Source organism: Sutcliffiella cohnii, from assembly GCF_002250055.1.
Classification (GTDB): domain Bacteria; phylum Bacillota; class Bacilli; order Bacillales; family Bacillaceae_I; genus Sutcliffiella; species Sutcliffiella cohnii.
Window position 1 is genome coordinate 15,001 of sequence record NZ_CP018866.1, and the last position, 24,839, is coordinate 39,839.

General features: G+C 38.0%; 27 protein-coding genes, 2 rRNA genes, 1 riboswitch and 1 other annotated feature (1 of these 31 running past the window's edge). Of the genes, 18 read left to right on the plus strand and 11 right to left on the minus strand.

All coding sequences use genetic code 11. The annotated features are described in order from the left end of the window. Both BC6307_RS00040 and rrf read left to right on the plus strand, forming a co-directional pair. Positions 1-238 (plus strand): 23S ribosomal RNA (locus tag BC6307_RS00040); it begins 2,697 nt to the left of the window's first position. A gap of 78 nt (positions 239-316) precedes the next feature. Continuing rightward, a 5S ribosomal RNA gene (rrf, locus tag BC6307_RS00045) occupies positions 317-433 on the plus strand. A 795-nt stretch (positions 434-1,228) separates the two neighbouring features. Here the strand turns inward: rrf and BC6307_RS00050 are convergent. Together BC6307_RS00050 and BC6307_RS00055 are read right to left on the minus strand one after the other, a co-directional pair. Then, positions 1,229-1,717, minus strand: coding sequence for a GNAT family N-acetyltransferase (locus BC6307_RS00050; protein WP_066417316.1), 489 nt, complete (start codon positions 1,715-1,717; stop codon positions 1,229-1,231). A gap of 93 nt (positions 1,718-1,810) precedes the next feature. Beyond that, a complete protein-coding gene (locus BC6307_RS00055; RefSeq protein WP_066417315.1) occupies positions 1,811-2,938 on the minus strand; it encodes an alpha-hydroxy acid oxidase in 1,128 nt (375 codons plus the stop codon). A gap of 153 nt (positions 2,939-3,091) precedes the next feature. After that, positions 3,092-3,338: a binding site (T-box leader), on the plus strand. Positions 3,339-3,400: 62 nt separating this feature from the next. Here BC6307_RS00055 and BC6307_RS00060 point away from each other — a divergent pair. After that, the gene (locus BC6307_RS00060; protein ID WP_066417312.1) at positions 3,401-4,645 is read left to right on the plus strand and encodes an MFS transporter; all 1,245 of its coding nucleotides are present in this window, start codon (positions 3,401-3,403) and stop codon (positions 4,643-4,645) included. Between the two features lie 29 nt (positions 4,646-4,674). Here BC6307_RS00060 and BC6307_RS00065 read toward each other — a convergent pair whose 3' ends face one another. The 7 genes from BC6307_RS00065 to BC6307_RS00095 form a co-directional block, all read right to left on the minus strand. Further along, on the minus strand, positions 4,675-5,451 hold the full coding sequence (locus BC6307_RS00065) for an ABC transporter permease (RefSeq protein ID WP_066417309.1): 777 nt from the start codon (positions 5,449-5,451) through the stop codon (positions 4,675-4,677). Continuing rightward, a complete protein-coding gene (locus tag BC6307_RS00070) occupies positions 5,448-6,338 on the minus strand; it encodes an ABC transporter ATP-binding protein (RefSeq protein WP_066417302.1) in 891 nt (296 codons plus the stop codon). Before BC6307_RS00070 ends, BC6307_RS00065 begins: the two co-directional genes overlap by 4 nt. A 12-nt stretch (positions 6,339-6,350) precedes the next feature. Then, complete coding sequence (locus BC6307_RS00075; RefSeq protein WP_066417294.1) at positions 6,351-6,551, minus strand: PLD nuclease N-terminal domain-containing protein; 201 nt, start codon at positions 6,549-6,551, stop codon at positions 6,351-6,353. Next, a complete protein-coding gene (locus BC6307_RS00080) occupies positions 6,539-6,760 on the minus strand; it encodes a transcriptional regulator (RefSeq protein WP_084380489.1) in 222 nt (73 codons plus the stop codon). The genes BC6307_RS00075 and BC6307_RS00080 overlap by 13 nt, the downstream gene beginning before the upstream one ends. After that, a complete protein-coding gene (locus tag BC6307_RS00085; RefSeq protein ID WP_066417285.1) occupies positions 6,757-7,077 on the minus strand; it encodes a DUF5345 family protein in 321 nt (106 codons plus the stop codon). The genes BC6307_RS00080 and BC6307_RS00085 overlap by 4 nt, the downstream gene beginning before the upstream one ends. Continuing rightward, on the minus strand, positions 7,070-7,609 hold the full coding sequence (gene sigY / locus BC6307_RS00090) for an RNA polymerase sigma factor SigY (protein WP_066417283.1): 540 nt from the start codon (positions 7,607-7,609) through the stop codon (positions 7,070-7,072). Before sigY ends, BC6307_RS00085 begins: the two co-directional genes overlap by 8 nt. A 121-nt stretch (positions 7,610-7,730) precedes the next feature. Next, complete coding sequence (locus BC6307_RS00095) at positions 7,731-8,201, minus strand: Hsp20/alpha crystallin family protein (RefSeq protein WP_244905123.1); 471 nt, start codon at positions 8,199-8,201, stop codon at positions 7,731-7,733. 399 nt (positions 8,202-8,600) lie between these two features. On the opposite strand from BC6307_RS00095, the gene BC6307_RS00100 reads away from it, so the two are divergent. From BC6307_RS00100 to purD, 14 genes are all read left to right on the plus strand, one after another. Continuing rightward, entirely contained in the window at positions 8,601-9,176 is a 576-nt protein-coding gene (locus tag BC6307_RS00100; RefSeq protein WP_066417280.1) for a DUF2179 domain-containing protein, read from the plus strand. Further along, complete coding sequence (locus BC6307_RS00105; RefSeq protein ID WP_066417278.1) at positions 9,140-9,355, plus strand: NETI motif-containing protein; 216 nt, start codon at positions 9,140-9,142, stop codon at positions 9,353-9,355. Before BC6307_RS00100 ends, BC6307_RS00105 begins: the two co-directional genes overlap by 37 nt. Before the next feature lie 97 nt (positions 9,356-9,452). Further along, positions 9,453-9,554, plus strand: a riboswitch (purine riboswitch). Between the two features lie 151 nt (positions 9,555-9,705). Then, positions 9,706-10,194, plus strand: coding sequence for a 5-(carboxyamino)imidazole ribonucleotide mutase (gene purE, locus BC6307_RS00110; protein ID WP_066417275.1), 489 nt, complete (start codon positions 9,706-9,708; stop codon positions 10,192-10,194). Further along, positions 10,187-11,308, plus strand: coding sequence for a 5-(carboxyamino)imidazole ribonucleotide synthase (gene purK / locus BC6307_RS00115; RefSeq protein ID WP_066417274.1), 1,122 nt, complete (start codon positions 10,187-10,189; stop codon positions 11,306-11,308). The genes purE and purK overlap by 8 nt, the downstream gene beginning before the upstream one ends. An 18-nt stretch (positions 11,309-11,326) precedes the next feature. Further along, positions 11,327-12,619: an adenylosuccinate lyase gene (purB, locus tag BC6307_RS00120; protein ID WP_066417270.1), complete on the plus strand. Its 1,293-nt coding sequence runs from the start codon at positions 11,327-11,329 to the stop codon at positions 12,617-12,619. A gap of 49 nt (positions 12,620-12,668) precedes the next feature. Next, positions 12,669-13,394: a phosphoribosylaminoimidazolesuccinocarboxamide synthase gene (gene purC, locus BC6307_RS00125; RefSeq protein WP_280522905.1), complete on the plus strand. Its 726-nt coding sequence runs from the start codon at positions 12,669-12,671 to the stop codon at positions 13,392-13,394. Next, a complete protein-coding gene (purS, locus tag BC6307_RS00130) occupies positions 13,387-13,641 on the plus strand; it encodes a phosphoribosylformylglycinamidine synthase subunit PurS (RefSeq protein ID WP_066417269.1) in 255 nt (84 codons plus the stop codon). The genes purC and purS overlap by 8 nt, the downstream gene beginning before the upstream one ends. Beyond that, complete coding sequence (gene purQ, locus BC6307_RS00135; RefSeq protein WP_066417268.1) at positions 13,638-14,324, plus strand: phosphoribosylformylglycinamidine synthase subunit PurQ; 687 nt, start codon at positions 13,638-13,640, stop codon at positions 14,322-14,324. Before purS ends, purQ begins: the two co-directional genes overlap by 4 nt. Beyond that, on the plus strand, positions 14,308-16,533 hold the full coding sequence (purL, locus tag BC6307_RS00140; protein ID WP_066417267.1) for a phosphoribosylformylglycinamidine synthase subunit PurL: 2,226 nt from the start codon (positions 14,308-14,310) through the stop codon (positions 16,531-16,533). The genes purQ and purL overlap by 17 nt, the downstream gene beginning before the upstream one ends. Continuing rightward, positions 16,509-17,921 carry an amidophosphoribosyltransferase gene (gene purF, locus BC6307_RS00145; RefSeq protein ID WP_066417263.1) on the plus strand — a complete coding sequence of 471 codons (1,413 nt, stop codon included), beginning with the start codon at positions 16,509-16,511 and terminating at the stop codon, positions 17,919-17,921. The genes purL and purF overlap by 25 nt, the downstream gene beginning before the upstream one ends. 115 nt (positions 17,922-18,036) lie before the next feature. After that, on the plus strand, positions 18,037-19,077 hold the full coding sequence (gene purM / locus BC6307_RS00150) for a phosphoribosylformylglycinamidine cyclo-ligase (protein WP_066417261.1): 1,041 nt from the start codon (positions 18,037-18,039) through the stop codon (positions 19,075-19,077). Beyond that, entirely contained in the window at positions 19,074-19,661 is a 588-nt protein-coding gene (gene purN / locus BC6307_RS00155) for a phosphoribosylglycinamide formyltransferase (protein ID WP_066417259.1), read from the plus strand. Before purM ends, purN begins: the two co-directional genes overlap by 4 nt. Beyond that, positions 19,658-21,187, plus strand: a complete 1,530-nt coding sequence (purH, locus tag BC6307_RS00160) for a bifunctional phosphoribosylaminoimidazolecarboxamide formyltransferase/IMP cyclohydrolase (protein ID WP_066417257.1) — start codon at positions 19,658-19,660, stop codon at positions 21,185-21,187. The genes purN and purH overlap by 4 nt, the downstream gene beginning before the upstream one ends. 33 nt (positions 21,188-21,220) lie before the next feature. After that, positions 21,221-22,483 (plus strand): phosphoribosylamine--glycine ligase, encoded by a 1,263-nt coding sequence (purD, locus tag BC6307_RS00165; protein WP_066417254.1) that lies wholly within the window; start codon positions 21,221-21,223, stop codon positions 22,481-22,483. On the opposite strand, the gene BC6307_RS25620 is transcribed toward purD, so the two are convergent. Beyond that, the gene (locus BC6307_RS25620; protein ID WP_333482921.1) at positions 22,461-22,562 is read right to left on the minus strand and encodes an EYxxD motif small membrane protein; all 102 of its coding nucleotides are present in this window, start codon (positions 22,560-22,562) and stop codon (positions 22,461-22,463) included. The two genes, purD and BC6307_RS25620, sit on opposite strands and share 23 nt — an antisense overlap. A 60-nt stretch (positions 22,563-22,622) precedes the next feature. Then, positions 22,623-22,922 (minus strand): YgaP family membrane protein, encoded by a 300-nt coding sequence (locus BC6307_RS00170; RefSeq protein ID WP_084380487.1) that lies wholly within the window; start codon positions 22,920-22,922, stop codon positions 22,623-22,625. 156 nt (positions 22,923-23,078) lie between these two features. On the opposite strand from BC6307_RS00170, the gene BC6307_RS00175 reads away from it, so the two are divergent. After that, entirely contained in the window at positions 23,079-24,824 is a 1,746-nt protein-coding gene (locus BC6307_RS00175; RefSeq protein WP_066417249.1) for an adenine deaminase C-terminal domain-containing protein, read from the plus strand. Positions 24,825-24,839: the final 15 nt, after the last annotated feature.

The window sequence follows — 24,839 nt, forward strand, 5'->3', positions numbered from 1 at the left end:
AGGACCGGGATGGACGCACCGCTGGTGTACCAGTTGTCTTGCCAAAGGCATAGCTGGGTAGCTACGTGCGGACGGGATAAGTGCTGAAAGCATCTAAGCATGAAGCCCCCCTCAAGATGAGATTTCCTTTAGCGCAAGCTAGTAAGATCCCTGAAAGATGATCAGGTTGATAGGTTCGAGGTGGAAGCGTGGCGACACGTGTAGCTGACGAATACTAATCGATCGAGGACTTAACCAATGTAAATGAACGATACGAACAATCTTGATGAAAATATATTATCTAGTTTTGAAAGAACAATTCTTTCAACTAAATATGTCTGGTGATGAAGGCGAAGAGGTCACACCCGTTCCCATACCGAACACGGAAGTTAAGCTCTTCAGCGCCGATGGTAGTTGGGGGCTGTCCCCCTGTGAGAGTAGGACGTCGCCAGGCATACAGAAAAGGTTCAGCGTAATTAGGCGCTGGGCTTTTTTTGTCGTTTAGGAAATTATAAAAGTGGAAAGTTGTAGATAACTACTAACTTTGTGTTGCTACTTCTAGCTCCGGCGGCTTGGCCCTCGAGACATAAGTCAGTCACTTCCGGTGGACAAAGAGCGTCCACCTGCAGCGCCTGCCTTATGCTTGTCGGGCCAGAACGAGCCGCCTCCGCTTTTGTGTCTAGCTCCGGCGGCTTGGCCCTCGAGACATAAGTCAGTCACTTCCGGTGGACAAAGAGCGTCCACCTGCAGCGCCTGCCTTATGCTTGTCGGGCCAGAACGAGCCGCCTCCGCTTTTGTGTCTAGCTCCGGCGGCTTGGCCCTCGAGACATAAGTCAGTCACTTCCGGTGGACAAAGAGCGTCCACCTGCAGCGCCTGCCTTATGCTTGTCGGGCCAGAACGAGCCGCCTCCGCTTTTGTGTCTAGCTCCGGCGCTTAGGCCCTATCAAACTTCCCTTATCCGAAGTACGATAAGTCAACATCGGCTCCTCCGTCGCCGTGTTTCCTTTATCACAACCGTAACAGTCCAGTTTGTACGGGCCTGAACGAAGCGCCTGTGCTTTTGAACTTTATATAGAATTATATTTTACGAAATCAATAAAATAAGAACTTTAAGGAGAATCCCCTTAAGGGAAGACCTGTGGACCTCAAGCGACTGTTCTATTCTATTCTTATCTGAGCAAAAAACCAATAACAATCCACATTAAAATCCCTTTACATAAAGTGTTATGCAATATTCTATAATGAATGCTAATCAGCCAAAGGAATGTACATTTTCCTACTAGCATATTCCATACCTAGCTTTCTATAAAATGCTATAGCATCTTGATTAAACTCCCATACATTCAATTCGATTGCAGAGGCTCCATGAATTTTGGACCAATTTGTACATTCTTTAAATAAGGTATCACCAATCCCTTTTCTGGAGTATTCTTTTTTTATTGCGATATTGTTAATAAACGAGATCTTTCTATATGTGTAGGTTGGAATGGGTGGTGATTCCATTATTTCAATTATAGCGAATCCAACTACATCTTCTCCTTCTTTAGCCACTAATATTTCGCACATCGGGTTTTCAATTAGTTCTTCAAAATATATTTTTGGTAATGCATTTTTAACTGTATAAAAAATATGAGGTAAAGCATTTACATGTTTTTCATGTACCTCATTCGCAATTAAAGAGATAGAGGAGTAATCTTGAGGCTGTGCCTTCTTTACTGTAATTGAAATAATAACCATCTCCCTCACCTACTATATTGCAATATAATCATATAAGCATTTTAAAGTGCATAAAAAAATGCAATTTCAGCATCGAAATTGCATTATGATAAGTTACTCTCGAACGATATGAATTTCTTTTGCTTCTTTTATGGAACAGACACCAGTAAGTATCATATTTGTTTGGAAGTCTTGAATGAAATTACTTAAAAATTGGCGAACGCCCTCTTCTCCACCGATTGCTAAACTATAAACGAATGGTCTTCCAATTAATACTGCATCGGCTCCTAAAGCAATAGCTTTTAGAGCATCATTGCCTCTACGTATCCCGCTATCAAAAAGAACAGGAATCTTACCGTCAATTGCTTTTACGATAGCTGGTAGAGCATTTATGCTAGGAATGATTCCATCTAACTGCCTTCCACCATGATTAGAAACAATTATTCCGTCAACACCGTATTGAAGTGCAAGAAGAGCATCATCAGGATGGAGTATTCCTTTTAATATGATTGGAAGGTGGGTTCGCTTTTTTAATTCAACAATGTGTTGCCATTGCAACGATGGGAAATTAATATTATCGATAATTCCTTCGATCATAGCGTTTTGACTTCCATCCCTTAAACTGGATAAAAAAGCTGTGTCGGATTCCCATATTCCTTGTCCGTATCCATTAGCAAGTGGGGAAAAGCCGTGATGTAAGTCGGACTCTCTCCAGCCAAGTGTAACGGTATCAATCGTTAATACTATCGCTTCATAACCTGCTTGCTCAGCGCGATTGACCATATTAAATGTAACGTCCAAATTTTTGGACCAGTATAATTGAAACCACTTAGGATTACTACTTGCTTGGCTAACCTCTTCTATTGAAAAACTAGAAACAGTACTTTGAATAAACGGTAGGTTGAATGTTTCGGCTGCCTTTACTACAGCAAGATCTCCCATTTCATTAACCATTTTAAGAACGCCAACAGGTGCTAAAATAAGAGGGGTTGGTAACTGTTTGCCGAATAGGTTTATGGACATATCTATTTTTGACACATCTCTAAGCAAGCGAGGAATCATATTATATTTATGAAAAGTAGAGTTGTTTTTCTGTAACGTATTTTCAGCACTAGCTCCTGAATAAATGTAACTAAATACGTTTTCGGCTAGAGTATGTTTTGCGATTCTTTCTAAATCCTCAAAGCGATATGGGAATTTAGTAGTTGTTTGGACAATATTGTCGTTAGATGTATTAAGCATAAAGATAGACTTCCTTTTATTTATTTTTAATAAGTGTATCATCAACTTATATATTTTTGAATAATTATTCCTAAAAACGTATGTATAATCAAGAGAGAAAATATTTCCTTATTTACATGAAAATCCAATAATGATAAGATGTTAAAAATAATAACAATGGCGATGAAGAGAAGAGTACATAAAAGGGTCTTTTCCAGAGAGCTCCGGTTGCTGAAAAGGAGTAAGGACAATTTTATTGAAGCAAGCCTCTGAGCAGCATATCGGAACTTTTTAGGGATGGTGTGACGGGAGCTCCCGTTAAAGAGCCAAGGTATAGGCAGTTATGAATCTGCAGTACCTTAAAAGGTGACATATTAATAAAATAGGGGTGGCACCGCGATGATACAATCTCGCCCCCAAGACAAAAAAGTCTTGGGGGTGGGATTTTTTGCTTTTGTAAAAAATCATTTGCGGGAGGTACCTATGAGGAATATTAGTAAAATATCATCGTGGAAGTATCCTGTTATTTTGTTATTCGGAATTGGAATATCCAATTTAGGCATGTGGGTTTATTTTATTGCTCTTAATGTTTTAGTGTTTAATATGACTAGTTCAGCACTTGCTGTCACTGCACTTTATCTTATCAGACCGTTAGCAACGGTATTTACAAATTTGTGGAGTGGGAGCGTAATTGACCGGACGAATAAAAAGTATTTAATGGTACTGTTAGATATAATCCAAGGGGCTCTAATACTTTGTTTAGCGTACTTTTCATCCCTGTTATGGATTATATACATTTTAGTCTTTTTCATTAATATGGCTTCTTCTATTTACGGCCCAACATCGACGAATTATATTACGAGATTAATTCCGGTTAATCAACGTCAAAAGTTTAACTCTTGGAGAAGCTTGTTAGGGTCAGGAGCATTTTTTTTAGGGCCAGCAATTACAGGGGTATTATTTTTAGTTGGAACACCTGTTTTAGCTATTTATATTAATGCAGTAGCTTTTTTCTTTTCGGCGATAATAACAATGTTCATGCCAAATTTAGAAAATGAAAAAGAAGAAAATACAGAGAAGCTTTCTTTTCATTTATTCAAAACTGACTGGAATGTAGTTTTCCAGTTTAGTAAAAATCACTTGTATGTTATGACTATTTATTTCTTATTTAGTGCATTTATCGTAATGCAAACAGCAATTGATTCATTAGAGGTAGCTTTTTCAAAAGAAGTAATCCTTTTATCAGATAGTGAGTACGGATTTCTCGTAAGTATTGCAGGAGCAGGTATTTTAATAGGAGCATTAATTAATGTTTTATTTACGAAAAAATTATCGATTCCTTTTATGATAGGGGGTGGTTCAGTTGTAGTTGCACTCGGCTATATCATTTTTTCTTTTTCAACAAGTTTTAGTGTCGCATCGATTGGGGTATTCTTGTTAGCATTTGCAAGTGCGTTTGCTAATACGGGTTTCCAAACTTTTTATCAAAATAATATTCCTGTGGAGGTAATGGGGAGAATTGGAAGTCTTTACGGATTTGTGGAAGCCTTCCTCATTATTGTAGTTACATCTGTTTTTGGGATAACTGCTCAATTTGTATCTATTAAATTTACAGTTGTGAGTGGGGCTTTTATAACGTTACTATTAACAGGTTTTCTTTTATTTCTTAATCTGACTTCGAAACAGAAATATTACCGAGCAATTTCCGGAAATGCAAAAAACGGATAGATTCATTCTATCCGTTTCTGATTAAAGCATTAAAATCGTTCTAACCTCTTAAAGCTAGTGACCGCTAATCCGAAAAAGAGGCTACAGAGTAAAATGGTAACAACTAACGTTAGCACTAGGTGGTCTTGAGCAGGTTGTTCTATTAATAGAACAGTTGCATGTTCACGCAAATTACCTGGGCTCCATTTCATAAACCGTGGGAAGAGACTAGTTAGCAAGCTTAATATTCCTAAAAAGGAGATACTAACTGCTGCAATAGCTCCATTTCCTTTTAATAGAGTGCCCATCCAAATAGAAAACGAAACGATTAACACAATCCATAGGCTATAAATGGCGAAACTGCCGAGAGCTGCTTGCCAGCTTACAGAGGAAAATAAAAGATTTGTATAATACCAAGTTAGAAAATAGCTCAGTAAGAAGGAAGTTAGTGTAATTAAAAGCTGTCCAATCCATTTACTTGCAACGTATTGTAAAGGTGTGACGGGACGCACCATAACCATCGTAATTGATCCGTTGGCTCGTTCGTTTGAGATGACACCCATTATTGCTAAAACAAATAACAATGTTCCAACTGTACCAATTTGAGAGAGGGTTCCAGCTAACACTTCACCGCCAGAGGGGGTCGGCAAAACAATAGACGCTCCTTCTGGTAAATTTCCTGCCATTTCAATAATCTGTGGCATATAGTAACTTGTAATTGGTTGTGAAATCCCTATTAAAGTGATGGCAATTGGAAGCCAAATCCATTTCCCATTTTGGCCATTTTCTATCATTTCTTTTTTCCATAGTATAAATAGATTTTTCATTGTTCCATCACCTTCATGTAGGCATCCTCTAAAGAATCCTGGACTTTTTCAAAACGATGAATCGTTAAACCATTTTCTATAAGGGTAGATAATAGTTTATTGGAGTCGAGAGCTGCATTCGGATAGAGTGTTGCACTATTTTTTGTGTTGAAATGAATGTTCTCGACATTTGCTAAATTCAATTTGCCTTCTAATGGTTCTTCGGTTTGAATTTTTACTGCGGAAGTGGCAAAGGCTTTTCTTAATTCATCTAACGTTCCATCCCATTTTATTTCCCCGTTCTTTAACATAATAACTTTATCGCATACCTGTTCAGCATCATGTAAAACGTGAGTAGAAAATAAAATCGTCATACGTTCTTTTAACTGATGGATAAGTGTTAATACATCTCGACGGCCAGCTGGGTCTAAAGCGGATACTGGTTCGTCTAATATGAGTAATTCTGGGTCATGGAGCAATGCTTGAGCTAATCCGAGACGTTGTTTCATTCCACCAGAAAATCCACCGATTCGTTTCTTTTTTACATCACTTAAAGAGACGAATTGCAATACCTCTTCAATTTTATCTTTTAATTCCTGTTTACGAATGTTTGAAAGTTCACCAGCAAACTGCAAAAATTGTACTGGTGTCATCCAGTTAAAAAAGGAAGGGTGTTGTGGAAGGAACCCAATTTTTAGACGATAATCTTTACCCTGTAATTCTGTGAATTGGATGGATCCACTAGTGGAACTTAGTAATCCGGCTAACATTTGTAATGTTGTCGTTTTGCCTGCTCCATTTGGACCAAGGAGGGCAATGCAATTTCCTTTTTCAATCGTAAACGATACTTTTTTTACCGCGGTATGTGCATTAAAGTCTTTTTGTAAGTCTTTTACTTGTACAAGCATCCTTTTTTCTCCTTAATTATTCTTTTTGCCAATAACAAAATAAAGAATCGGACCTAAGATGTTGATAAAAATAATAACTAGTACCCATAACCATTTTGGCCCGTTCGTTTCGTCTTGACGTAAGCAACTAATTAGTGCAAAAACCATTAAAATAAGCTGTAGTACGAATATAGGAGCAATAATAGCCCAGTTGATTTGCATTAACTCTTCCATTTAGATGCACCCTTTCTTTGTTGTTTATTTTGTGGTCTTATAACAAAAAACCAATATAAAATAGATGGAAGTGGAAACTGTATTAATCCCCATAAACCCCAAAACCATGCATAACTATTTCGCTTTTTTGCATCAATGAAAAGAAAAATACTTTGAATGAATAAAATGGGCGATAAGAGAATTAGGATAATTATTTTTTCTTCTGTCATCGCCATGCCTTCCTTTCCTCACGACGTAAAAGAAAAAAGTAAACAACTGGCCCGATAATTGCTGCAAGAAGCTGAATATAAAATGCGATTTGCATCCCTTTGGAAATAGTAGTAAGGAAAAGACTTAATATGAAAATGGCAATCATAATGAAAAAGGTCAATTCTTTATAAAATGCTTTTTTTCTTTTCTGTTGAAATAGTTGAACTTGTTGTTGAATGGCATAATGTGATAGGTGTTGCTCTCCAGCCAGTTCATCAATATTGTTCCAATCTTTTTGTAAAGCTTTTATTACATCTTGATCTTGATGATTACTCATTCTCTGTCCACTCCTTTCTAATTAGTTTAATTCCGTTATGAACGCGAGATTTAACTGTACCTGCTTTAATGCCTAGCATTTTGCCAATCTCTTCGTAAGAATAACCGTAATAGTGTCGTAATAAAATTGGGACGCGTATATCGGCTTCTAGCTTATTAAAGTCTAAAAAGTGATGGCTCCACTCCATCCCTTTCGTTTTAGAGGCCCACGAAAGCTGACGGGAGAGAGAGGTTTTTACTTGTTGAAGCCAATTGTTTTCTCGTCTTTTTTTTCGCAAAGAATCAATATATGCTCGAGAAGCGATGGAAATCATCCAAGATGAAAATTTACTATCTCCGTTAAAGGCATGTAAATGTTTATAACACTTCAGCATCGTATCTTGTGCCAAGTCTTTACTTAAATCTTCGTGTAACGTTAGTTTTAACAGATATTTGTATAAAAAAGGGTAGTATTGCTCATAAAGCTGGGAGAAGGCGTTGTCATCGCCGCGTTTTGCTTTCTCAACAAGTTGTATTTCTTCTTCTTTTTCCATCTACATGCCTCACCTCTCCTCATGTTATCTATTTACATAGCTTCTAAACTTTAATCTATTATAGGACGTTTATGTAAGATATTGCGTTCATTTAATTTCAATAAAAAAAATCGAACGATTATTACTCGTTCGAAGTGTTCATCGTTTTGTTTGTTTGAACACCGTTTTGGATCATAATTTTACGTTTCGTATTATTCGGTATATGCCGATGAAGATGTATAAACAATAAGCCGTTTTCGTACGTAGCTTCTACTTTATCCTCTCTAACAGGAAAAGGAAGCTCGATTTTGCGTTCAAAGTCCCCTTGAAAAATACCTTCCTCAACGAGTTCTAAATTTTCAATAGGTAAGCGTATATGACCTTTTACTTCAATATGTTGTGGGTGAATAAAAACTTCTACCTCATCGGGCTTTTCTAGTCCAGGTAAAGCCATTATACAAACAATTTCGTTTTCGTTCCGATATAGGTTTGTTTGTGTTTGCATATTTTGAATCATCGGTTCAAAGCCATTCCAAAATTCATCACCGAAAAACTGATCAAAGTTTTTGCGCCAATCACCTAACTGCTTAAAAGGGTTATTGTTCATCATCATCATTTATCCTCCCTTTATTTACATTTCTACCTATAACTTATGCAAAAAGGGAGGTCATGTGCCTATAGGGGGAGTTGTTTCTAATATAATAGGGTGTTTAAGAGGGAAATCTAGCGGCAATATTTATAAACATAATGCAAACGATTTTCGCGAAGAAAAAAACTAATAAAGCGAAAATAGTAAATTACTTACATTCCTATCTGTTACTATGGGAATAGTACCACTAAAGGATACTTAAACCGACATTGCTGATGTTATTATATACCTTAGTGAAACGATACGTTTACCAAGATACCATTTCTATATATTTATTTCTAAAATATTGCCTATCATATTTACAGCAGCCTAGTCATTCTCGTAAAATAAACATTTATACCCGTTTGAAATGGAGGGACAGCAATGTTAGAAAATAGTTTTATAATGGTAGCAATTATCATTATTATTAATGTTGTATACGTATCTTTCTTTACAATTAGAATGATTTTAACATTAAAAGGTCAAAGATATTTAGCAGCACTTATTAGTACAATTGAAGTAGTTATATATGTTGTTGGTTTAGGGTTAGTGTTGGATAATTTAAATCAAATTCAAAATTTAATAGCGTACGCACTTGGATACGGTTTGGGTGTAATAGTTGGAATGAAAATAGAAGAAAAACTTGCACTTGGTTATATTACAGTTAACGTTATTACAAAGGAATATGATAAAGACTTACCTAAGCAGTTGCGTGAAAAAGGATATGGTGTTACGAACTGGCAAGCTAACGGCTTGGAAGGAGATCGAATGGCCCTTCAAATATTAACACCTAGAAAATATGAAATTAGTTTGTATCATTTAATTAAAGAACTAGATCCGAAAGCATTTATTATAGCATACGAACCGAAAACCATTCACGGCGGATTTTGGGTGAAGGCAGTGAAAGAAAGGAAAATTAAAGAATGGCGAAAAAAACAAAAGGAAAACAAAATTTTGTAGTAATGGAAAATGAAACGATTGATCAATGTCTTGATCGGATGAAAAGTGAGGGGTATATACCGACAAGGCGGATGGAGGAACCAATTTTTCAAGAAGTCGAGAGAAATGGTAAAAAAGAAGTAGAACCATGTGGAAGAAAAATTGTTTTTGAAGGACGTTTAATGAATCCAGAAGGATAAATGCGCGAAAACACGAACATTAAATACAAAAAGTGTAGCATCGTTCGAAAATAACATTGACAGTGTTAGATAACCCCTGTTAAGATAGTGTTAGAAGTTAGAATAGTTATACGTACCTCATATAATCTTGGGAATATGGCCCATAAGTTTCTACCCGACTTCCGTAAAAAGTTGGACTATGAGGGAGAGAGCTATCTTTTTTCAGATGGCTGCTTGGCGCTATTTTTTTATTAAAATATGCTCAGGTAGACTTTCTTTCCCTTATTGTTGGAAGGAGTCTATCTGGGCTTTTATTATTTTCTCATAATTTAACAGTAAAACTTTTTTGTTTATAGAAAAGGAGCGAGAGAATGAGTGCACAAGTAGGTGTGATCATGGGGAGTACGTCAGATTGGGAAACGATGAAGCATAGTTGTGAGGTTTTAGATGAATTACAAATAGTATACGAGAAAAAAGTTGTATCAGCTCACCGAACACCAGATTTAATGTTTTCCTATGCAGAAACAGCAAGAACTCGAGGTTTAAAAGTAATCATTGCAGGTGCTGGAGGGGCAGCGCATTTACCTGGAATGGTTGCAGCGAAAACAACACTTCCTGTTATCGGAGTTCCTGTTCAATCAAAAGCTCTAAACGGACTAGATTCATTATTATCAATTGTACAAATGCCAGGTGGAGTTCCGGTTGCAACGGTTGCTATCGGGAAAGCTGGTGCTACAAATGCTGGACTACTAGCTGCTCAAATAATTGGAAGTTTTAACGATGAAGTAGCTACTCGTTTAGAAACTAGACGTGAAATGACAAAACAAAAAGTGTTAGAAAGCAGTGAAGACCTTGTATAAATCAATTTTACCCCCACAAACAATTGGTATTATCGGCGGTGGACAATTAGGTAGAATGATGGCGTTATCAGCACGAGCGATGGGCTATTCCATTGCAGTATTGGACCCTACGCCTAATTCTCCATGTGGTCAAATAGCGGATATCGAAATTACTGCCTCGTTTGATGATTTAGAAAGCATCCAAAAGTTAGCTAAAGTTTCGGACGTAATTACGTACGAGTTTGAAAATATAAACTATGAAACTCTTCTTTGGTTAGAAGAAAATGCCTATCTTCCACAAGGAAGCAACGTGTTAAAGCAAACACAGCATCGTGTACATGAAAAAAAAATGATTAAAAAAGCAGGGCTTGACGTAGCACCGTATAAACAAGTTGTCGATAAAGCTCAATTAAACGAAGCAATTGAAGAATTAGGATTACCAGCAGTATTAAAAACTTGTCGCTTTGGTTATGACGGGAAAGGTCAAGTAGTTATTAAGAGTGAAAACGATATAGAAAAGGCAACAGCGCTTTTAGCACATGGAGAATGCGTGTTAGAAAAATGGATTTCGTTCGAAAAGGAAATTTCAGTCGTCGTAACAAGAGGTACTAACGGTGAAACGGACGTGTTTCCAGTGGCGGAAAACATTCATAAGGACAATATTTTACACCAAACGATTGTACCTGCTAGAGTTTCACAACAATTAAAGAAACAAGCGATAGAAGCGGCAACCAATCTAGCCGAGCATGTTGGCCTAATTGGGACGTTAGCTGTTGAGATGTTCGTACTAAATGAAGAAACGATTTTCATTAATGAATTGGCGCCTCGACCGCATAATTCAGGGCATTTTTCAATAGATGCATGTGAAACATCCCAATTTGAACAGCACGTTCGAGCAATATGTGGCTTACCTCTTGGAAAAACAACATTATGGAATTCCGTCGTGATGGTAAACCTATTAGGAGAAAATATGGATGCAGGAATTGCTTTTTTTGAACAAAACCGCGACGGAAAGCTACATCTATATGGAAAAGAAGAGAAAAAAGAGAAGAGAAAAATGGGGCATTTAAATATCGTAAGTGATACAGTTGAAATTGCTTTGAAAAAAGCAAACGAGCTTACAGTCGAAGTATAAGAACGGAGGAAGTCAACGATGATCGAACGTTACTCAAGACCAGAAATGGCTGCTATTTGGACAGATGAAAATAAATTCAAAGCTTGGTTAGAAGTAGAAATCCTAGCATGTGAAGCATGGGCAGAATTAGGGGAAATCCCGAAAGAAGACGTGAAAATTTTGCGTGAAAAAGCGTCTTTCGATATAAATCGAATTTATGAGATTGAAGAAGAAACTCGTCATGACGTTGTTGCTTTTACGAGAGCAGTATCGGAAACGCTAGGAGACGAGAAAAAATGGGTGCATTACGGATTAACTTCAACAGACGTTGTTGATACAGCATTATCTTATTTAGTCAAACAAGCAAACACCATACTTCTTCAAGACTTGGAACGGTTTGTCGCGATATTAAAGGAAAAAGCACAAGAACATAAATATACCGTGATGATGGGAAGAACGCACGGAGTACATGCGGAGCCTACTACTTTTGGTCTTAAGTTAGCGCTTTGGTATGAAGAAATGAAGCGTAATGTTGAGCGTTTTAAGCAAGCTTCTGCCGGAATTGAATTCGGAAAGATTTCTGGAGCGGTTGGAACATACGCCAACATCGACCCTTTCGTAGAGCAATATGTGTGTGAAAAATTAGGTTTACAAGCAGCACCTATTTCAACTCAAACATTACAACGCGATCGACACGCTCACTATATGAGCACATTAGCATTAATTGCTTCTTCAATAGAAAAGTTTGCCGTTGAAATTCGCGGTTTACAAAAGAGTGAGACTCGTGAAGTAGAAGAGTTTTTCGCAAAAGGACAGAAAGGTTCCTCAGCGATGCCACATAAACGGAACCCAATTGGATCTGAGAATATGACTGGGCTAGCACGTGTCATTCGTGGGTATATGATGACTGCCTATGAAAATGTACCGTTATGGCATGAACGTGATATTTCTCATTCATCCGCAGAAAGAATCATTCTTCCGGATGCGACAATTGCTTTAAATTACATGTTAAATCGTTTCGGCAATATCGTGAAAAATTTAACGGTGTTTCCAGATAATATGAAGCGTAATATGGACCGTACGTTAGGACTAATTTATTCGCAACGTGTTCTATTAGCGCTTATCGATACTGGCATGAGCCGTGAAGAAGCATATGATACGGTTCAACCGAAAGCGATGGAAGCATGGGAAAAACAAGTAGCTTTTCGTCAACTTGTAGAAGGCGAAGGGAAAATCACATCCCGTTTAACTGCGGCTCAGATTGAAGACTGCTTTGATTACAACTACCATTTACAGCATGTGGATACGATTTTCACGAGATTAGGACTATAAAAAGGTGGGGGACTTTGCTCCCCCAAATAGAAAGATTGGGGCGATCTTCATGGACATTCAAAAATTGGATCTAATGTATGAAGGTAAGGCGAAAAAAGTATATGCAACAAATGATGATACTATCGTTTGGTTAGAATATAAAAATAGCGCGACAGCCTTTAATGGAGAAAAGAAAGCAAGTATTGAAGGGAAAGGTAGATTAAATAATCTTATTACTAGTTTCCTATTTTCCGAGCTTCAAAAAGCTGGAGTAGAAAATCACTTTGTTCAGCAGCTTTCTGAGACAGAACAACTTGTAAAAAAAGTAACGATCATCCCTTTAGAAGTTGTAGTAAGAAACGTAACAGCAGGCAGTATGGCGAAGCGTTTAGGTATAGAAGAAGGTCTACCTTTAAAGAAGCCAATCGTAGAGTTTTATTATAAGGATGATGAATTAGGTGACCCGTTAATTACAGAGGACCATATTGCCTTGCTTGAATTAGCTACTCCTGAAGAAGTAGCTGAATTAAAAGTGCTTGCAGGAAAAGTGAACTTATTTTTATCTGACTTTTTCGAACAAAAAGATATTAGATTAATAGATTTTAAGTTAGAGTTTGGAAAGACATTGGATGGGAATATCGTTCTTGCGGATGAAATTTCTCCTGATACTTGTCGACTATGGGATAAACATACGAATGAAAAGCTAGATAAAGATGTGTTTCGTCGTGATTTAGGCAATTTAACAAAAGCATATGAACAAATACTACACCGAATCGGAGGCAACGCTCATGTATAAAGTAAAAGTTTTCGTTACGTTAAGGGAAAGTGTTTTAGATCCACAAGGAACAGCAGTAAAAAGCTCACTTCATTCTCTTTCTTACAATGAAGTAGAAGATGTTCGTATTGGAAAATATTTAGAATTAACAATTGCAAAGTCAGAGCGCGACTTAGATGTACTAGTAAAAGAAATGTGTGAAAAGCTGTTAGCTAATACTGTTATTGAAGATTATCGTTATGAGGTGGAGGAGGTTGTTCCTTCATGAAATTTGCAGTAATCGTGTTTCCTGGTTCTAACTGTGATGTAGATATGTTTCATGCGATTAAAGATGAACTAGGACAAGAGGTAGAGTACGTTTGGCATGATGCTACTAATTTAGATGAATACGATGGCATCTTACTTCCTGGTGGTTTTTCTTACGGAGATTACTTACGCTCTGGAGCGATTGCAAGATTTTCAAACGTTATGAATGAAGTGGTAAAAGCTGCAGAACAAGGTAAGCCAGTATTAGGTGTTTGTAACGGATTCCAAATTTTATTAGAGTCTGGACTTTTACCAGGTGCTATGCAAAGAAATAAAGGGTTAAAGTTCATATGCAGAACGGTTCCTCTTCGCGTAGAAAACGATAAAACGATGTTTACGAGTGAGTACGAAAATGGAGAAGAAATAATGATTCCAATCGCTCATGGTGAAGGAAATTACTATTGTGATGAAGCAACGCTTGCAACGTTAAGAGAGAATAATCAAATTGTGTTTCGTTATGCAGGTGACAATCCGAACGGAAGTTTAGATTCTATTGCTGGAATTGTCAATGAAAAAGGAAATGTATTAGGTATGATGCCACATCCTGAACGTGCTGTTAGTGAGCTTTTAGGTAGTGCAGACGGATTGAAATTATTTAAATCCATTGTCCGAAACTGGAGGGAAACATATGTCGTTACTTCTTGAGCCAAATCCAATAAAAATTAAAGATGAAAAAATATATAGAGAAATGGGATTGAGTGATGAAGAGTTCTCTATGATAGAGAATATTCTTGGTCGCTTACCAAACTACACAGAAACAGGCCTATTTTCCGTCATGTGGTCAGAACATTGTAGTTATAAAAATTCAAAGCCTGTGTTACGCAAGTTCCCAACAGAAGGGCCACACGTTTTACAAGGTCCTGGTGAAGGAGCGGGAATCGTTGATATCGGTGATAACCAAGCAGTAGTTTTTAAAATTGAAAGTCATAACCATCCTTCTGCCATTGAACCGTATCAAGGTGCTGCAACTGGTGTAGGTGGAATTATTCGTGATGTATTTTCAATGGGAGCGCGTCCTATCGCTCTATTAAACTCTTTAAGATTCGGGGAGCTGACAAACCCACGAGTAAAGTATTTGTTTGAAGAAGTGGTGGCAGGTATAGCTGGCTACGGAAATTGTATCGGTATTCCAACTGTTGGGGGAGAGGTCCAATTTGATCCTTCCTATGAAGGAAATCCGTTAGTAAATGCTATGTGTGTTGGTATCATTAACCATGAAGATATAAAAAAAGGGCAAGCAAAAGGTGTCGGAAACACAGTCATGTATGTTGGAGCAAAAACAGGACGTGACGGTATTCACGGAGCGACCTTTGCATCAGAAGAACTATCAGAAGCTTCTGAAGAAAAACGACCAGCTGTTCAAGTTGGTGACCCATTCATGGAAAAATTATTATTAGAAGCATGTCTAGAAATAGTGAAATGGGACGGCCTTGTCGGAATTCAAGATATGGGAGCTGCTGGATTAACGAGCTCATCTGCAGAAATGGCTTCAAAAGCAGGCTCTGGAATTGAAATGAACTTAGATTTAGTACCTCAACGTGAAACAGGTATGACTGGCTATGAGATGATGCTTTCTGAGTCACAAGAGCGCATGTTAATTGTCGTAGAAAAAGGTCGTGAGCATGAAGCACAAAAAATTGTTGAAAAGTATGACTTAGAAGCGGTTGCGATTGGTGTTGTAACAGATGATAAACAGTTGCGTTTAATGCATAACGGGACAGTAATTGCGGATGTTCCAGTAGACGCCTTAGCAGAGGATGCCCCTGTATACAATAAGCCTTCTAGTGAACCTGCTTATTATAGAGATTTTCAAGAGATGGAAGTAGAAATTCCAACTGTTTCGAACTATGGGGAAACGTTAATGGAACTACTACAACAACCAACTATTGCTAGTAAAGAGTGGGTATATGATCAATACGATTATCAAGTAAGAACAAACACAGTTGTTTGCCCAGGATCAGATGCAGCAGTAGTACGAATTCGTGGGACAGAAAAAGCATTAGCGATGACAACAGACTGTAACTCTCGCTACTTATATTTAGATCCTGAAGTTGGTGGAAAAATTGCTGTTGCAGAAGCTGCACGTAATCTAGTATGTTCTGGTGCTCGTCCACTTGCGATTACAGATTGCTTAAACTTCGGAAATCCGGAAAAACCAGAAATTTTTTGGCAGTTAGAAAAAGCTGTAGATGGAATGAGCGATGCATGTCGTGAATTACAAACACCTGTTATTGGTGGAAACGTATCTCTATATAACGAAACGAACGGTGTAGCAGTTTATCCAACACCAGTAGTTGGTATGGTTGGTTTAATTGAAGATGTTGAATATGTGACAACACAATCTTTTAAAGAGGCTGGAGATATCATTTTTATGATTGGGGAAACGAAGCCTGAGTTTGGCGGAAGTGAGCTTCAAAAATTACAAAATGGCAAAATCTTTGGTGCACCACCTTCCATTGATCTTAACGTTGAGATGAAAAGACAAGCAGAATTGTTAGCCGCAATTCGTAGCGGTTATGTACAATCAGCTCACGATATTTCTGAAGGTGGTTTAGCAGTAGCGGTTGCTGAAAGTGTAATGGGAAATGAACATGTAGGAGCAGAGATTCGAGTTCAAGGTGATGTAACAACAGCTCTATTTAGTGAAACTCAATCACGTTACATCGTTTCTGTAAAACCAGAACATCGTGAGGCATTTTTAGCATTAGTAGATGCGACGGAAATAGGTAGCGTAACAAACGATAGTAATTTATCTATTCAAGCTGGAGAGGAAGAAGTTTTACGCCTTACTTCAAACGAAATGACAGCAGCTTGGAAAGGGGCTATCCCATGCTTACTGAAATCAGAGGCTTAAATGAAGAATGTGGAGTGTTCGGTATTTGGGGACACCCTGAAAGTGCACAAGTAACGTATTACGGATTGCATAGTCTCCAGCATCGAGGTCAAGAAGGAGCTGGAATAGTAGTTTCTGATGGAGAAAAGCTATCTTGTGTAAAAGGGGAAGGTCTCGTAAACGAAGTATTTGCTGGAGGAAAACTGCAGGAGTTACATGGTCGAGCGGCGATAGGTCATGTTCGCTATGCAACAGCAGGCGGGGGTGGCTTTGAAAATGTCCAGCCACTTCTCTTCCATTCGCAAACTGGTAGTATTGCTCTCGCACATAACGGAAATTTAGTAAATGCAAACGCGTTGAAATATCAGTTAGAAGGACAAGGAAGTATTTTACAAACTAGTTCCGATACAGAAGTGTTAGCACATTTAATTAAACGTAGCGGCTACCCACTTTTTAAAGATAAAGTGAAAAATGCCCTATCACTATTAAAAGGTGCATATGCCTTTCTTATAATGACAGAAACAGAAATGATGGTCGCGTTAGATCCAAACGGATTACGCCCACTTTCATTAGGAATGTTAGGCGATGCTTACGTTGTTGCTTCAGAAACGTGCGCGTTTGATATTATTGGTGCAACATACTTGCGTGACGTGGAGCCAGGAGAATTGCTCATTATTAATGATGAAGGCTTACACTTTGAACGTTTTTCACTTCATACTCAACGAGCTATTTGTAGTATGGAATATATTTATTTTTCTCGTCCAGATAGCAATATTAACGGAATTAATGTTCATACCGCACGAAAAAATTTAGGAAAGCAATTAGCAATGGAAGCACCAGTTGATGCAGATGTTGTTACAGGTGTTCCAGATTCCAGTATTTCTGCGGCGATAGGATATGCAGAATGGGCAGAACTACCGTACGAACTTGGATTAATTAAAAACCGTTATGTTGGACGTACATTCATCCAACCATCCCAAACTCTACGTGAACAAGGGGTGAAAATGAAACTCTCACCTGTACGTGGAGTGGTAGAAGGAAAAAGAGTGGTTATGGTGGATGACTCGATTGTCCGGGGAACGACGAGTCGACGTATCATCCAAATGTTAAAAGAGGCAGGAGCAAAAGAAGTACACGTACGAATAAGCTCGCCGCCGATGAAAAATCCGTGCTTTTACGGAATCGACACTTCCACACACGAGGAGCTTATTGCTTCTGCTCACTCTGTTGAAGAAATTCGCCAAATGATTGGTGCCGATTCGTTAGCATTTTTAAGTGAGACTGGTATGTTAGATGCCATTGGTCGCTCATACGATGGAGAAACTCGTGGACAATGTATGGCATGCTTTACTGGTAAATACCCAACTGAAATATATCCGGATACAGTACTACCACACGAAAAGTGTTAAACGACATAAAAGTTAGGAAAGCAGCGGAAACGTTGCTTTCTCAATTTCCTCTGTATAACCGTAACAATTTTAATAACAAAGTAGAATAGATTTTCAATCAATTGGAGGGACACATATGGCAAATGCATACAAACAAGCTGGAGTAGATATAGAAGCAGGCTATGAGGCAGTTACTCGTATGAAAAAACATGTTGCGAAAACAGTAAGGCCAGGTGTAATGGGTGGTCTTGGTGGTTTTGGTGGATTGTTCGATTTATCATCAATGGATGTGAAAAACCCGGTATTAGTATCAGGAACGGACGGGGTTGGAACGAAGTTAATGCTTGCTTTTATGCTAGATAAGCACGATACAATTGGAATGGATGCAGTTGCGATGTGTGTCAATGATGTTGTAGTGCAAGGGGCTGAGCCGTTATTTTTCTTAGATTATATTGCTTGTGGCAAAGCGAATCCTGAAAAACTAGAACAAATAGTGAAAGGGATTGCCTCTGGGTGTGAGCAAGCTGGTTGTGGCCTAGTTGGTGGGGAAACGGCAGAAATGCCTGGTATGTATGCTGAGCAAGAATATGATCTTGCTGGATTTACAGTCGGAGTCGTGGAAAAGGAAAGGCTTATTACGGGAGAAAAGATTCGACCTGGAAATGTATTAATAGGTCTATCTTCAAGTGGTATTCATAGTAATGGGTACTCGCTAGTAAGAAAGATAGTTTTTGAGAATAGTAATCTAGCATTAGATAAAACGTATGAAGGATTCACTAAGTCGCTAGGAGAAGAATTACTAACGCCAACACGCATTTACGTTAAGCCAATTTTAGAAGTGTTGAAAAAATACGAGGTAAATGGGATGGCACATATTACAGGTGGTGGTTTTATTGAAAATATTCCACGTATGCTACCAGAAGGGCTCCAAGCAGAAGTAGACTATGGATCATGGCCAATCCCACCTATCTTTGACTTACTTCAGCAGGCTGGAAACTTAGACAAAAAAGAGATGTTTAACATTTTTAATATGGGAGTCGGCATGGTGCTAGCGGTAGATGAGGAGATAGTAAGTGACACCATTCATATTTTAGAAGAACATGGAGAAAAGGCTTATATTATTGGACGTGTAAAAGAAGGAGAGGGCATTGTATTTGGTGGAGGAGAAGTGCGATGATAAAAATGGCAATTTTTGCCTCAGGAAGTGGTTCTAACTTTCGAGCAATTGTCGAGGCTTGTCGCAACGGTAGCCTTGAAGCTGTTCCTACCTTGCTTGTTTGTGATAAACAGGATGCTAAAGTAGTAGAGCGAGCAAACGAAGAAAACATTCCAACGTTTGTTTTTTCACCAAAAGAATATGAATCAAAGGTAGCTTTCGAGAATGCCATTTTACATGAATTACGTGCGCATAATATTGAGTGGATTGTGTTAGCGGGATATATGAGATTAATAGGGGCGACATTATTATCAGCCTACCCTAAAAAAATTGTAAACGTACATCCGTCGTTACTTCCAGACTTTCCAGGTCTTGATGCAGTAGGGCAAGCATTAAAAGAAGGAGTTGGTAAAACGGGTGTTACGATTCATTTTGTTGATGAAGGGATGGATACTGGCCCGATTATCGCTCAAGGGGAAGTAGAGATTTTACCATTTGATACGAGAGAAACGTTACAACAACGTATACAACAGTTAGAACATGAGCTTTATCCAAAAACTTTGCAAAATATTTTACACACTGAGAGGAGTTTAACGAAAAGATGAGAGCAATTGTTAGTGTTTCCAACAAAGAAGGGATCGTTCCATTTGTACAACAATTAGTCGAGCTAGGAGTAGAAGTTATATCGACAGGTGGTACAAAAAAAGTATTACAAGAAAATGGTGTAAATGTTATTAGCATTTCTGAAGTTACGGGATTCCCTGAAATATTAGATGGGCGAGTTAAAACATTACATCCGAATATACATGGCGGTTTGTTAGCGAGAAGAGCGGACGAGAACCATCAACAACAGCTTAATGAGCATAACATTACACCGATTGATATCGTAGTTGTCAACTTATATCCATTTAAAGAAACAATCGCAAAAGAAGGAACAACATTCGAGGATGCTATTGAAAACATCGATATTGGTGGTCCAACGATGCTACGCGCTTCAGCAAAAAATCATGAAAGTGTAACTGTTGTAGTAGATCCGACAGACTATGAAACAGTATTAGGTGAACTAAAAGAAAACGGCAGCGTTAACAAGGAAACGCGTCAAAGATTAGCAGCAAAAGTTTTCCGTCATACAGCAGCCTATGACGCGATGATTTCAAATTATTTAACAGAAAGTGTAAACGAAACATTTCCAGAATCCTTTACAGTAACGTATGAGAAAAAACAAGATTTACGATATGGAGAAAATCCACATCAAAAAGCAGCTTTTTATGAAGCACCATTACGTGCAGATAATTCCATTGCTTCCGCAACACAGCTTCATGGTAAAGAGCTTTCGTACAACAATATTAATGACGCTGAAGCTGCACTTCAAATTATTAAAGATTTTACGGAGCCAGCAGTAGTAGCGGTAAAGCATATGAATCCTTGTGGAGTTGGTGTAGGAGTAACTACTTATGAGGCGTTTGTAAGAGCGTATGAGGCAGACCCTGTTTCAATTTTTGGTGGAATCGTTGCGTTCAACACAGAAGTAGACGAGGAAACAGCACAACGTTTACATGAAATATTTTTAGAAATCATCATTGCGCCTTCGTTTACGGAAGAAGCGGAACAAATTTTAACGAAAAAGAAAAATATACGCTTGTTAACACTACCTATCGAAACGGAGACAGCAATTGAAACGCGATTTACTTCCGTTCGTGGTGGATTACTAGTACAAGATGAAGATACGTACACGTTAGAAGATGCAACTATTTCTATTCCGACAAAACGTCAGCCGACGGATGCAGAGTGGCAAGACTTAAAATTAGCTTGGCAAGTAGTAAAGCATGTGAAATCCAATGCAATTGTGCTAGCAAAAGATAAACGCACAGTAGGAATTGGTGCAGGGCAAATGAACCGTGTTGGTGCAGCTAATATTGCTTTACATCAAGCTGGAAAATTAGCTGAAGGTTCCGCACTAGGATCAGATGCATTCTTCCCAATGGATGATACGGTAGAGGCAGCGGCAAAGGCAGGTGTAACAGCTATTATTCAACCTGGTGGTTCGATTCGTGATGAAGATTCGATTAAAAAAGCAGACGAATACGGAATTGCGATGGTGTTAACTGGAGTACGTCATTTTAAACATTAATTATTTTAAAATACTAATTGGGGGTTGCCTGAAATGAAAGTACTTGTCATTGGTAAAGGTGGTCGTGAACACGCCATTGCATGGAAACTGTCGGAAAGTCCATCAGTAACTCGGTTATTTGTTGCCCCTGGTAACGTCGGTATGAGAGAAATAGCTACATGTGTCCCGATTGATGAAATGGACATCAACGCACTTGTTAATTTTGCCAAAGAAGAACGTATTGATCTAACAATTGTTGGTCCTGAGGCGCCACTATTAGCTGGTGTAGTAGATGCATTTCAAAAAGAGGATTTACGAGTATTCGGCCCAACTAAGGAAGCTGCTTTTATTGAAGGAAGTAAAAGCTATGCGAAATATATAATGGAAAAGTACGATATCCCGACTGCAATATCGGCAACTTTCGAAAATGCTTCAGATGCCATTAATTATATTGAAAAACATGGTGCACCAATCGTCATTAAGGCGAATGGACTTGCTGCTGGTAAAGGAGTAGTAGTGGCGATGACGAAGGAAGAGGCATTAGCGGCTGTCCATGAAATGATGGTAGAGTCAAAATTCGGGGAAGCAAGTAGTCAAGTAGTCATTGAAGAGTATTTGGAAGGTGAAGAATTTTCATTAATGGCTTTCGTTAATGGAGAGGCTGTTTACCCGATGGTTATAGCGCAAGACCATAAACGTGCTTTTGACGGAGATCAAGGACCTAACACTGGTGGAATGGGTGCATATTCGCCAGTTCCTCAAATAGCTGAAAATGTTGTAAAAGAATCAATAAAAACTGTACTATATCCTACTGCATCTGGACTCGTAAAAGAGGGAAGAAGCTTTTGTGGAATTTTATATGCAGGATTAATGTTAACGAAAGATGGTCCGAAAGTGATTGAATTTAATGCACGATTCGGTGACCCAGAAACGCAAGTTGTTTTACCTAGATTGGAAAATGATTTAGCAGAAGTTGTTGTAGAAGTGCTAGATAAAAAGGAAATGGAATTAAAATGGTCCGATAAACATGTTCTAGGGGTAGTCATGGCAGCGAAAGGCTATCCAGATGCGTACGAAAAAGGACATGAAATTAATGGGTTATCCAATGTCGAAGGATACGTCTTTCACGCTGGTACAGCAGAAATAGAGGGGAAAACAGTCACAAATGGTGGAAGAGTACTCCTCGTTGCCGCTGAAGGGGAAGAGTTAGTGAAAGCGCAGCAAAAAGCATACGAACAACTGGAAAAAGTTCAATGTGATAACCTGTTCAATCGAACTGATATCGGTAATAAAGCTATTCAACACGCTTTTTCTTAATAAAAATATATAAAAGAGCAACAATACCACCAATTGCTGTAGCTAAAACAAATGACATGTCTGTTAAATATTCAACCATAAAATCACATCCTTATTATTAATTGATTTAAGAGGAGCTTTAAAGCTCCTCTTTTCTTTACTACGAAGGATTATAAGCTTCGCCTTCGTCTGTATCATAGTCAACAGCTACATCGAAATCATCATCTTCGTAATCATATTCATAGTCATAATCGTCCTGGTAACGATCATAAAGGGCTGTTAATGGGCAGTAACGTAAAATTCCTTCTCCGATTTTCATCGCAGCTAAAAAGGCTACAACTAAATATGAATCACGGAAAGGTCTTTTTACTAATTTACTTGTTACCCATGCTAGTACAGTGAATCCGCAAGTAATACGGATTAAAGCATTAATGATTCCGATATTCGGTCGCAAAACAATCTCTCCTTTTTGTTAAAAAATTTAGAAAAATGCTTATTCTATAATGCGAAAGGCAATAGAATATGGTACGATTAGGAAAAGTGGTTATATTACAATAATTTTGTACATAACATGTACTTTACACTGTAATATACCTTTAGTAAGTGAGGGGTCAGCATGGCTAATTTTCAATATAGATGGAAAAGTAAAAAACTACGTGAACATGTTTCTGTCATAAATGGCGATATACCGCCTACAATTGTTCTTCAAAACGCTACATATTTAAATGTGCATGTTAACGCGTGGTTAAAGGCAAATATATGGGTTTATGAAGATCGAATTGTATATGTAGGTGATGAGCTTCCTTCCGAAACGAAAGGAACGGAAATAGTCGACTGTTCTTCATTTTTTATCGTTCCTGGATATATCGAACCGCATGTGCACCCATTTCAGTTATATAATCCCCATTCTTTTGCACAATATGCATCTCAATCTGGAACAACTACAATTGTAAATGATAATTTAATGCTAGCTTTACATTTGACAAAAAAGAAAGCGTTTACTTTTTTGGATGAAATGAAAAAAAGCCCTGTTACAATGTACTGGTGGTGCCGGTTTGATGCACAAACAGAAATTCGAAATGAAGAAGAGGTTTTTACAACAAGTAATATAAAAAGCTGGCTAGATCATGAAACGGTTATACAAGGTGGAGAACTAACATGTTGGCCGAAAGTAGTAGCGGGAGATGACATTATTCTTCATTGGATGCAAGAAGCGAAAAGAAGAAATAAGCCGATTGAAGGGCATTTGCCAGGTGCATCAGAAAAAACATTAGTAAAAATGAAGTTACTTGGGGTAGATAGTGACCATGAAGCGATGACCGGAAGTGATGTGAAAAAACGAATATTACAAGGGTACACAACACCGTTAAGGTACTCCTCTATTCGCCCGGATTTACCAACTATTTTAGAAGAGTTGGAGCAATCGGACTTTCATTACTACGATCAGGCGTTTTTTACGACAGATGGTTCACCGCCGAGCTTTTACCAAGGTGGAATTATTAATCGATTAATTGCAATCGCTTTAGAGCAAGGGATAGATCCTATCAATGCGTATAAAATGGCTTCGTTTAATGCGGCCAAACATTTTAAAGTGGAGCATATTCATGGAAGCGCTTCAACAGGACGCATTGCTAACTTAAATATTTTAACAGATATAAATAATCCAACTCCTATAGCAGTTTTGGCAAATGGAAAATGGGTCAAAAAAGAAGGAAAACTAGTAGAAAGTGCGTTTGCACAAGTAAATTGGGATATGTTAGGTTTATCGAAGTTGAACCTAGATTGGGACTTATGTATGGATGATTTACAATTCTCTATGGCACTTGGATTATCAATGGTAAACGATGTAATATTAAAACCGTATTCTGTTCTAGTGGACGTATCAGGAGAAGAGCTAGCAATAGACGACGATCAGTCATTTTTAATGCTGATGGACCGCCATGGCAAGTGGAGAATAAATACGATTATTCAAGGTTTTGATAGAGGTATAGGTGGGTTAGTAAGTTCTTATTCTAATACTGGTGATATTGTTATTATCGGGAAGAATAAAAACGATATGATCGTAGCATTTAGTCGAATGAAAGAACTCGGCGGCGGAATGGTGCTCGTGGAAAACGGAGAAGTAATAACAGAAATTCCTCTACCGTTAGATGGTGTAATGTCCCAAAAGAATTTAGAAGAGCTTATAGTTGAAGAGGAAAATATGAGGTCTGAACTATTTGCAAGAGGTTATTCTTTTACTGATCCAATTTATACTTTACTATTTTTATCGTCCACTCATTTACCTTATATTCGTATTACACCAAGAGGAATCTACGATGTAATGAATAAAACAGTACTTTTTCCGTCAATAATGCGTTAAAATGTTAAAGTGAGA

What these genes read in the sequence shown, in the direction of transcription:
- BC6307_RS00070 (WP_066417302.1), bottom strand. Translation starts at nt 6,338, where the DNA reads ATGCTTGTACAAGTAAAAGACTTACAAAAAGACTTTAATGCACATACC.
- BC6307_RS00105 (WP_066417278.1), top strand. Translation starts at nt 9,140, where the DNA reads ATGGCGAAAAAAACAAAAGGAAAACAAAATTTTGTAGTAATGGAAAAT.
- BC6307_RS00055 (WP_066417315.1), bottom strand. Translation starts at nt 2,938, where the DNA reads ATGCTTAATACATCTAACGACAATATTGTCCAAACAACTACTAAATTC.
- BC6307_RS00080 (WP_084380489.1), bottom strand. Translation starts at nt 6,760, where the DNA reads ATGACAGAAGAAAAAATAATTATCCTAATTCTCTTATCGCCCATTTTA.
- purF (WP_066417263.1), top strand. Translation starts at nt 16,509, where the DNA reads ATGCTTACTGAAATCAGAGGCTTAAATGAAGAATGTGGAGTGTTCGGT.
- purC (WP_280522905.1), top strand. Translation starts at nt 12,669, where the DNA reads ATGGACATTCAAAAATTGGATCTAATGTATGAAGGTAAGGCGAAAAAA.
- purN (WP_066417259.1), top strand. Translation starts at nt 19,074, where the DNA reads ATGATAAAAATGGCAATTTTTGCCTCAGGAAGTGGTTCTAACTTTCGA.
- BC6307_RS00060 (WP_066417312.1), top strand. Translation starts at nt 3,401, where the DNA reads ATGAGGAATATTAGTAAAATATCATCGTGGAAGTATCCTGTTATTTTG.
- BC6307_RS00075 (WP_066417294.1), bottom strand. Translation starts at nt 6,551, where the DNA reads ATGGAAGAGTTAATGCAAATCAACTGGGCTATTATTGCTCCTATATTC.
- BC6307_RS00175 (WP_066417249.1), top strand. Translation starts at nt 23,079, where the DNA reads ATGGCTAATTTTCAATATAGATGGAAAAGTAAAAAACTACGTGAACAT.
- purM (WP_066417261.1), top strand. Translation starts at nt 18,037, where the DNA reads ATGGCAAATGCATACAAACAAGCTGGAGTAGATATAGAAGCAGGCTAT.
- purE (WP_066417275.1), top strand. Translation starts at nt 9,706, where the DNA reads ATGAGTGCACAAGTAGGTGTGATCATGGGGAGTACGTCAGATTGGGAA.
- purD (WP_066417254.1), top strand. Translation starts at nt 21,221, where the DNA reads ATGAAAGTACTTGTCATTGGTAAAGGTGGTCGTGAACACGCCATTGCA.
- purL (WP_066417267.1), top strand. Translation starts at nt 14,308, where the DNA reads ATGTCGTTACTTCTTGAGCCAAATCCAATAAAAATTAAAGATGAAAAA.
- BC6307_RS00085 (WP_066417285.1), bottom strand. Translation starts at nt 7,077, where the DNA reads ATGAGTAATCATCAAGATCAAGATGTAATAAAAGCTTTACAAAAAGAT.
- purS (WP_066417269.1), top strand. Translation starts at nt 13,387, where the DNA reads ATGTATAAAGTAAAAGTTTTCGTTACGTTAAGGGAAAGTGTTTTAGAT.
- BC6307_RS00065 (WP_066417309.1), bottom strand. Translation starts at nt 5,451, where the DNA reads ATGAAAAATCTATTTATACTATGGAAAAAAGAAATGATAGAAAATGGC.
- sigY (WP_066417283.1), bottom strand. Translation starts at nt 7,609, where the DNA reads ATGGAAAAAGAAGAAGAAATACAACTTGTTGAGAAAGCAAAACGCGGC.
- BC6307_RS00095 (WP_244905123.1), bottom strand. Translation starts at nt 8,201, where the DNA reads ATGATGATGAACAATAACCCTTTTAAGCAGTTAGGTGATTGGCGCAAA.
- BC6307_RS00100 (WP_066417280.1), top strand. Translation starts at nt 8,601, where the DNA reads ATGTTAGAAAATAGTTTTATAATGGTAGCAATTATCATTATTATTAAT.
- BC6307_RS00050 (WP_066417316.1), bottom strand. Translation starts at nt 1,717, where the DNA reads ATGGTTATTATTTCAATTACAGTAAAGAAGGCACAGCCTCAAGATTAC.
- purQ (WP_066417268.1), top strand. Translation starts at nt 13,638, where the DNA reads ATGAAATTTGCAGTAATCGTGTTTCCTGGTTCTAACTGTGATGTAGAT.
- BC6307_RS25620 (WP_333482921.1), bottom strand. Translation starts at nt 22,562, where the DNA reads ATGGTTGAATATTTAACAGACATGTCATTTGTTTTAGCTACAGCAATT.
- purH (WP_066417257.1), top strand. Translation starts at nt 19,658, where the DNA reads ATGAGAGCAATTGTTAGTGTTTCCAACAAAGAAGGGATCGTTCCATTT.
- purB (WP_066417270.1), top strand. Translation starts at nt 11,327, where the DNA reads ATGATCGAACGTTACTCAAGACCAGAAATGGCTGCTATTTGGACAGAT.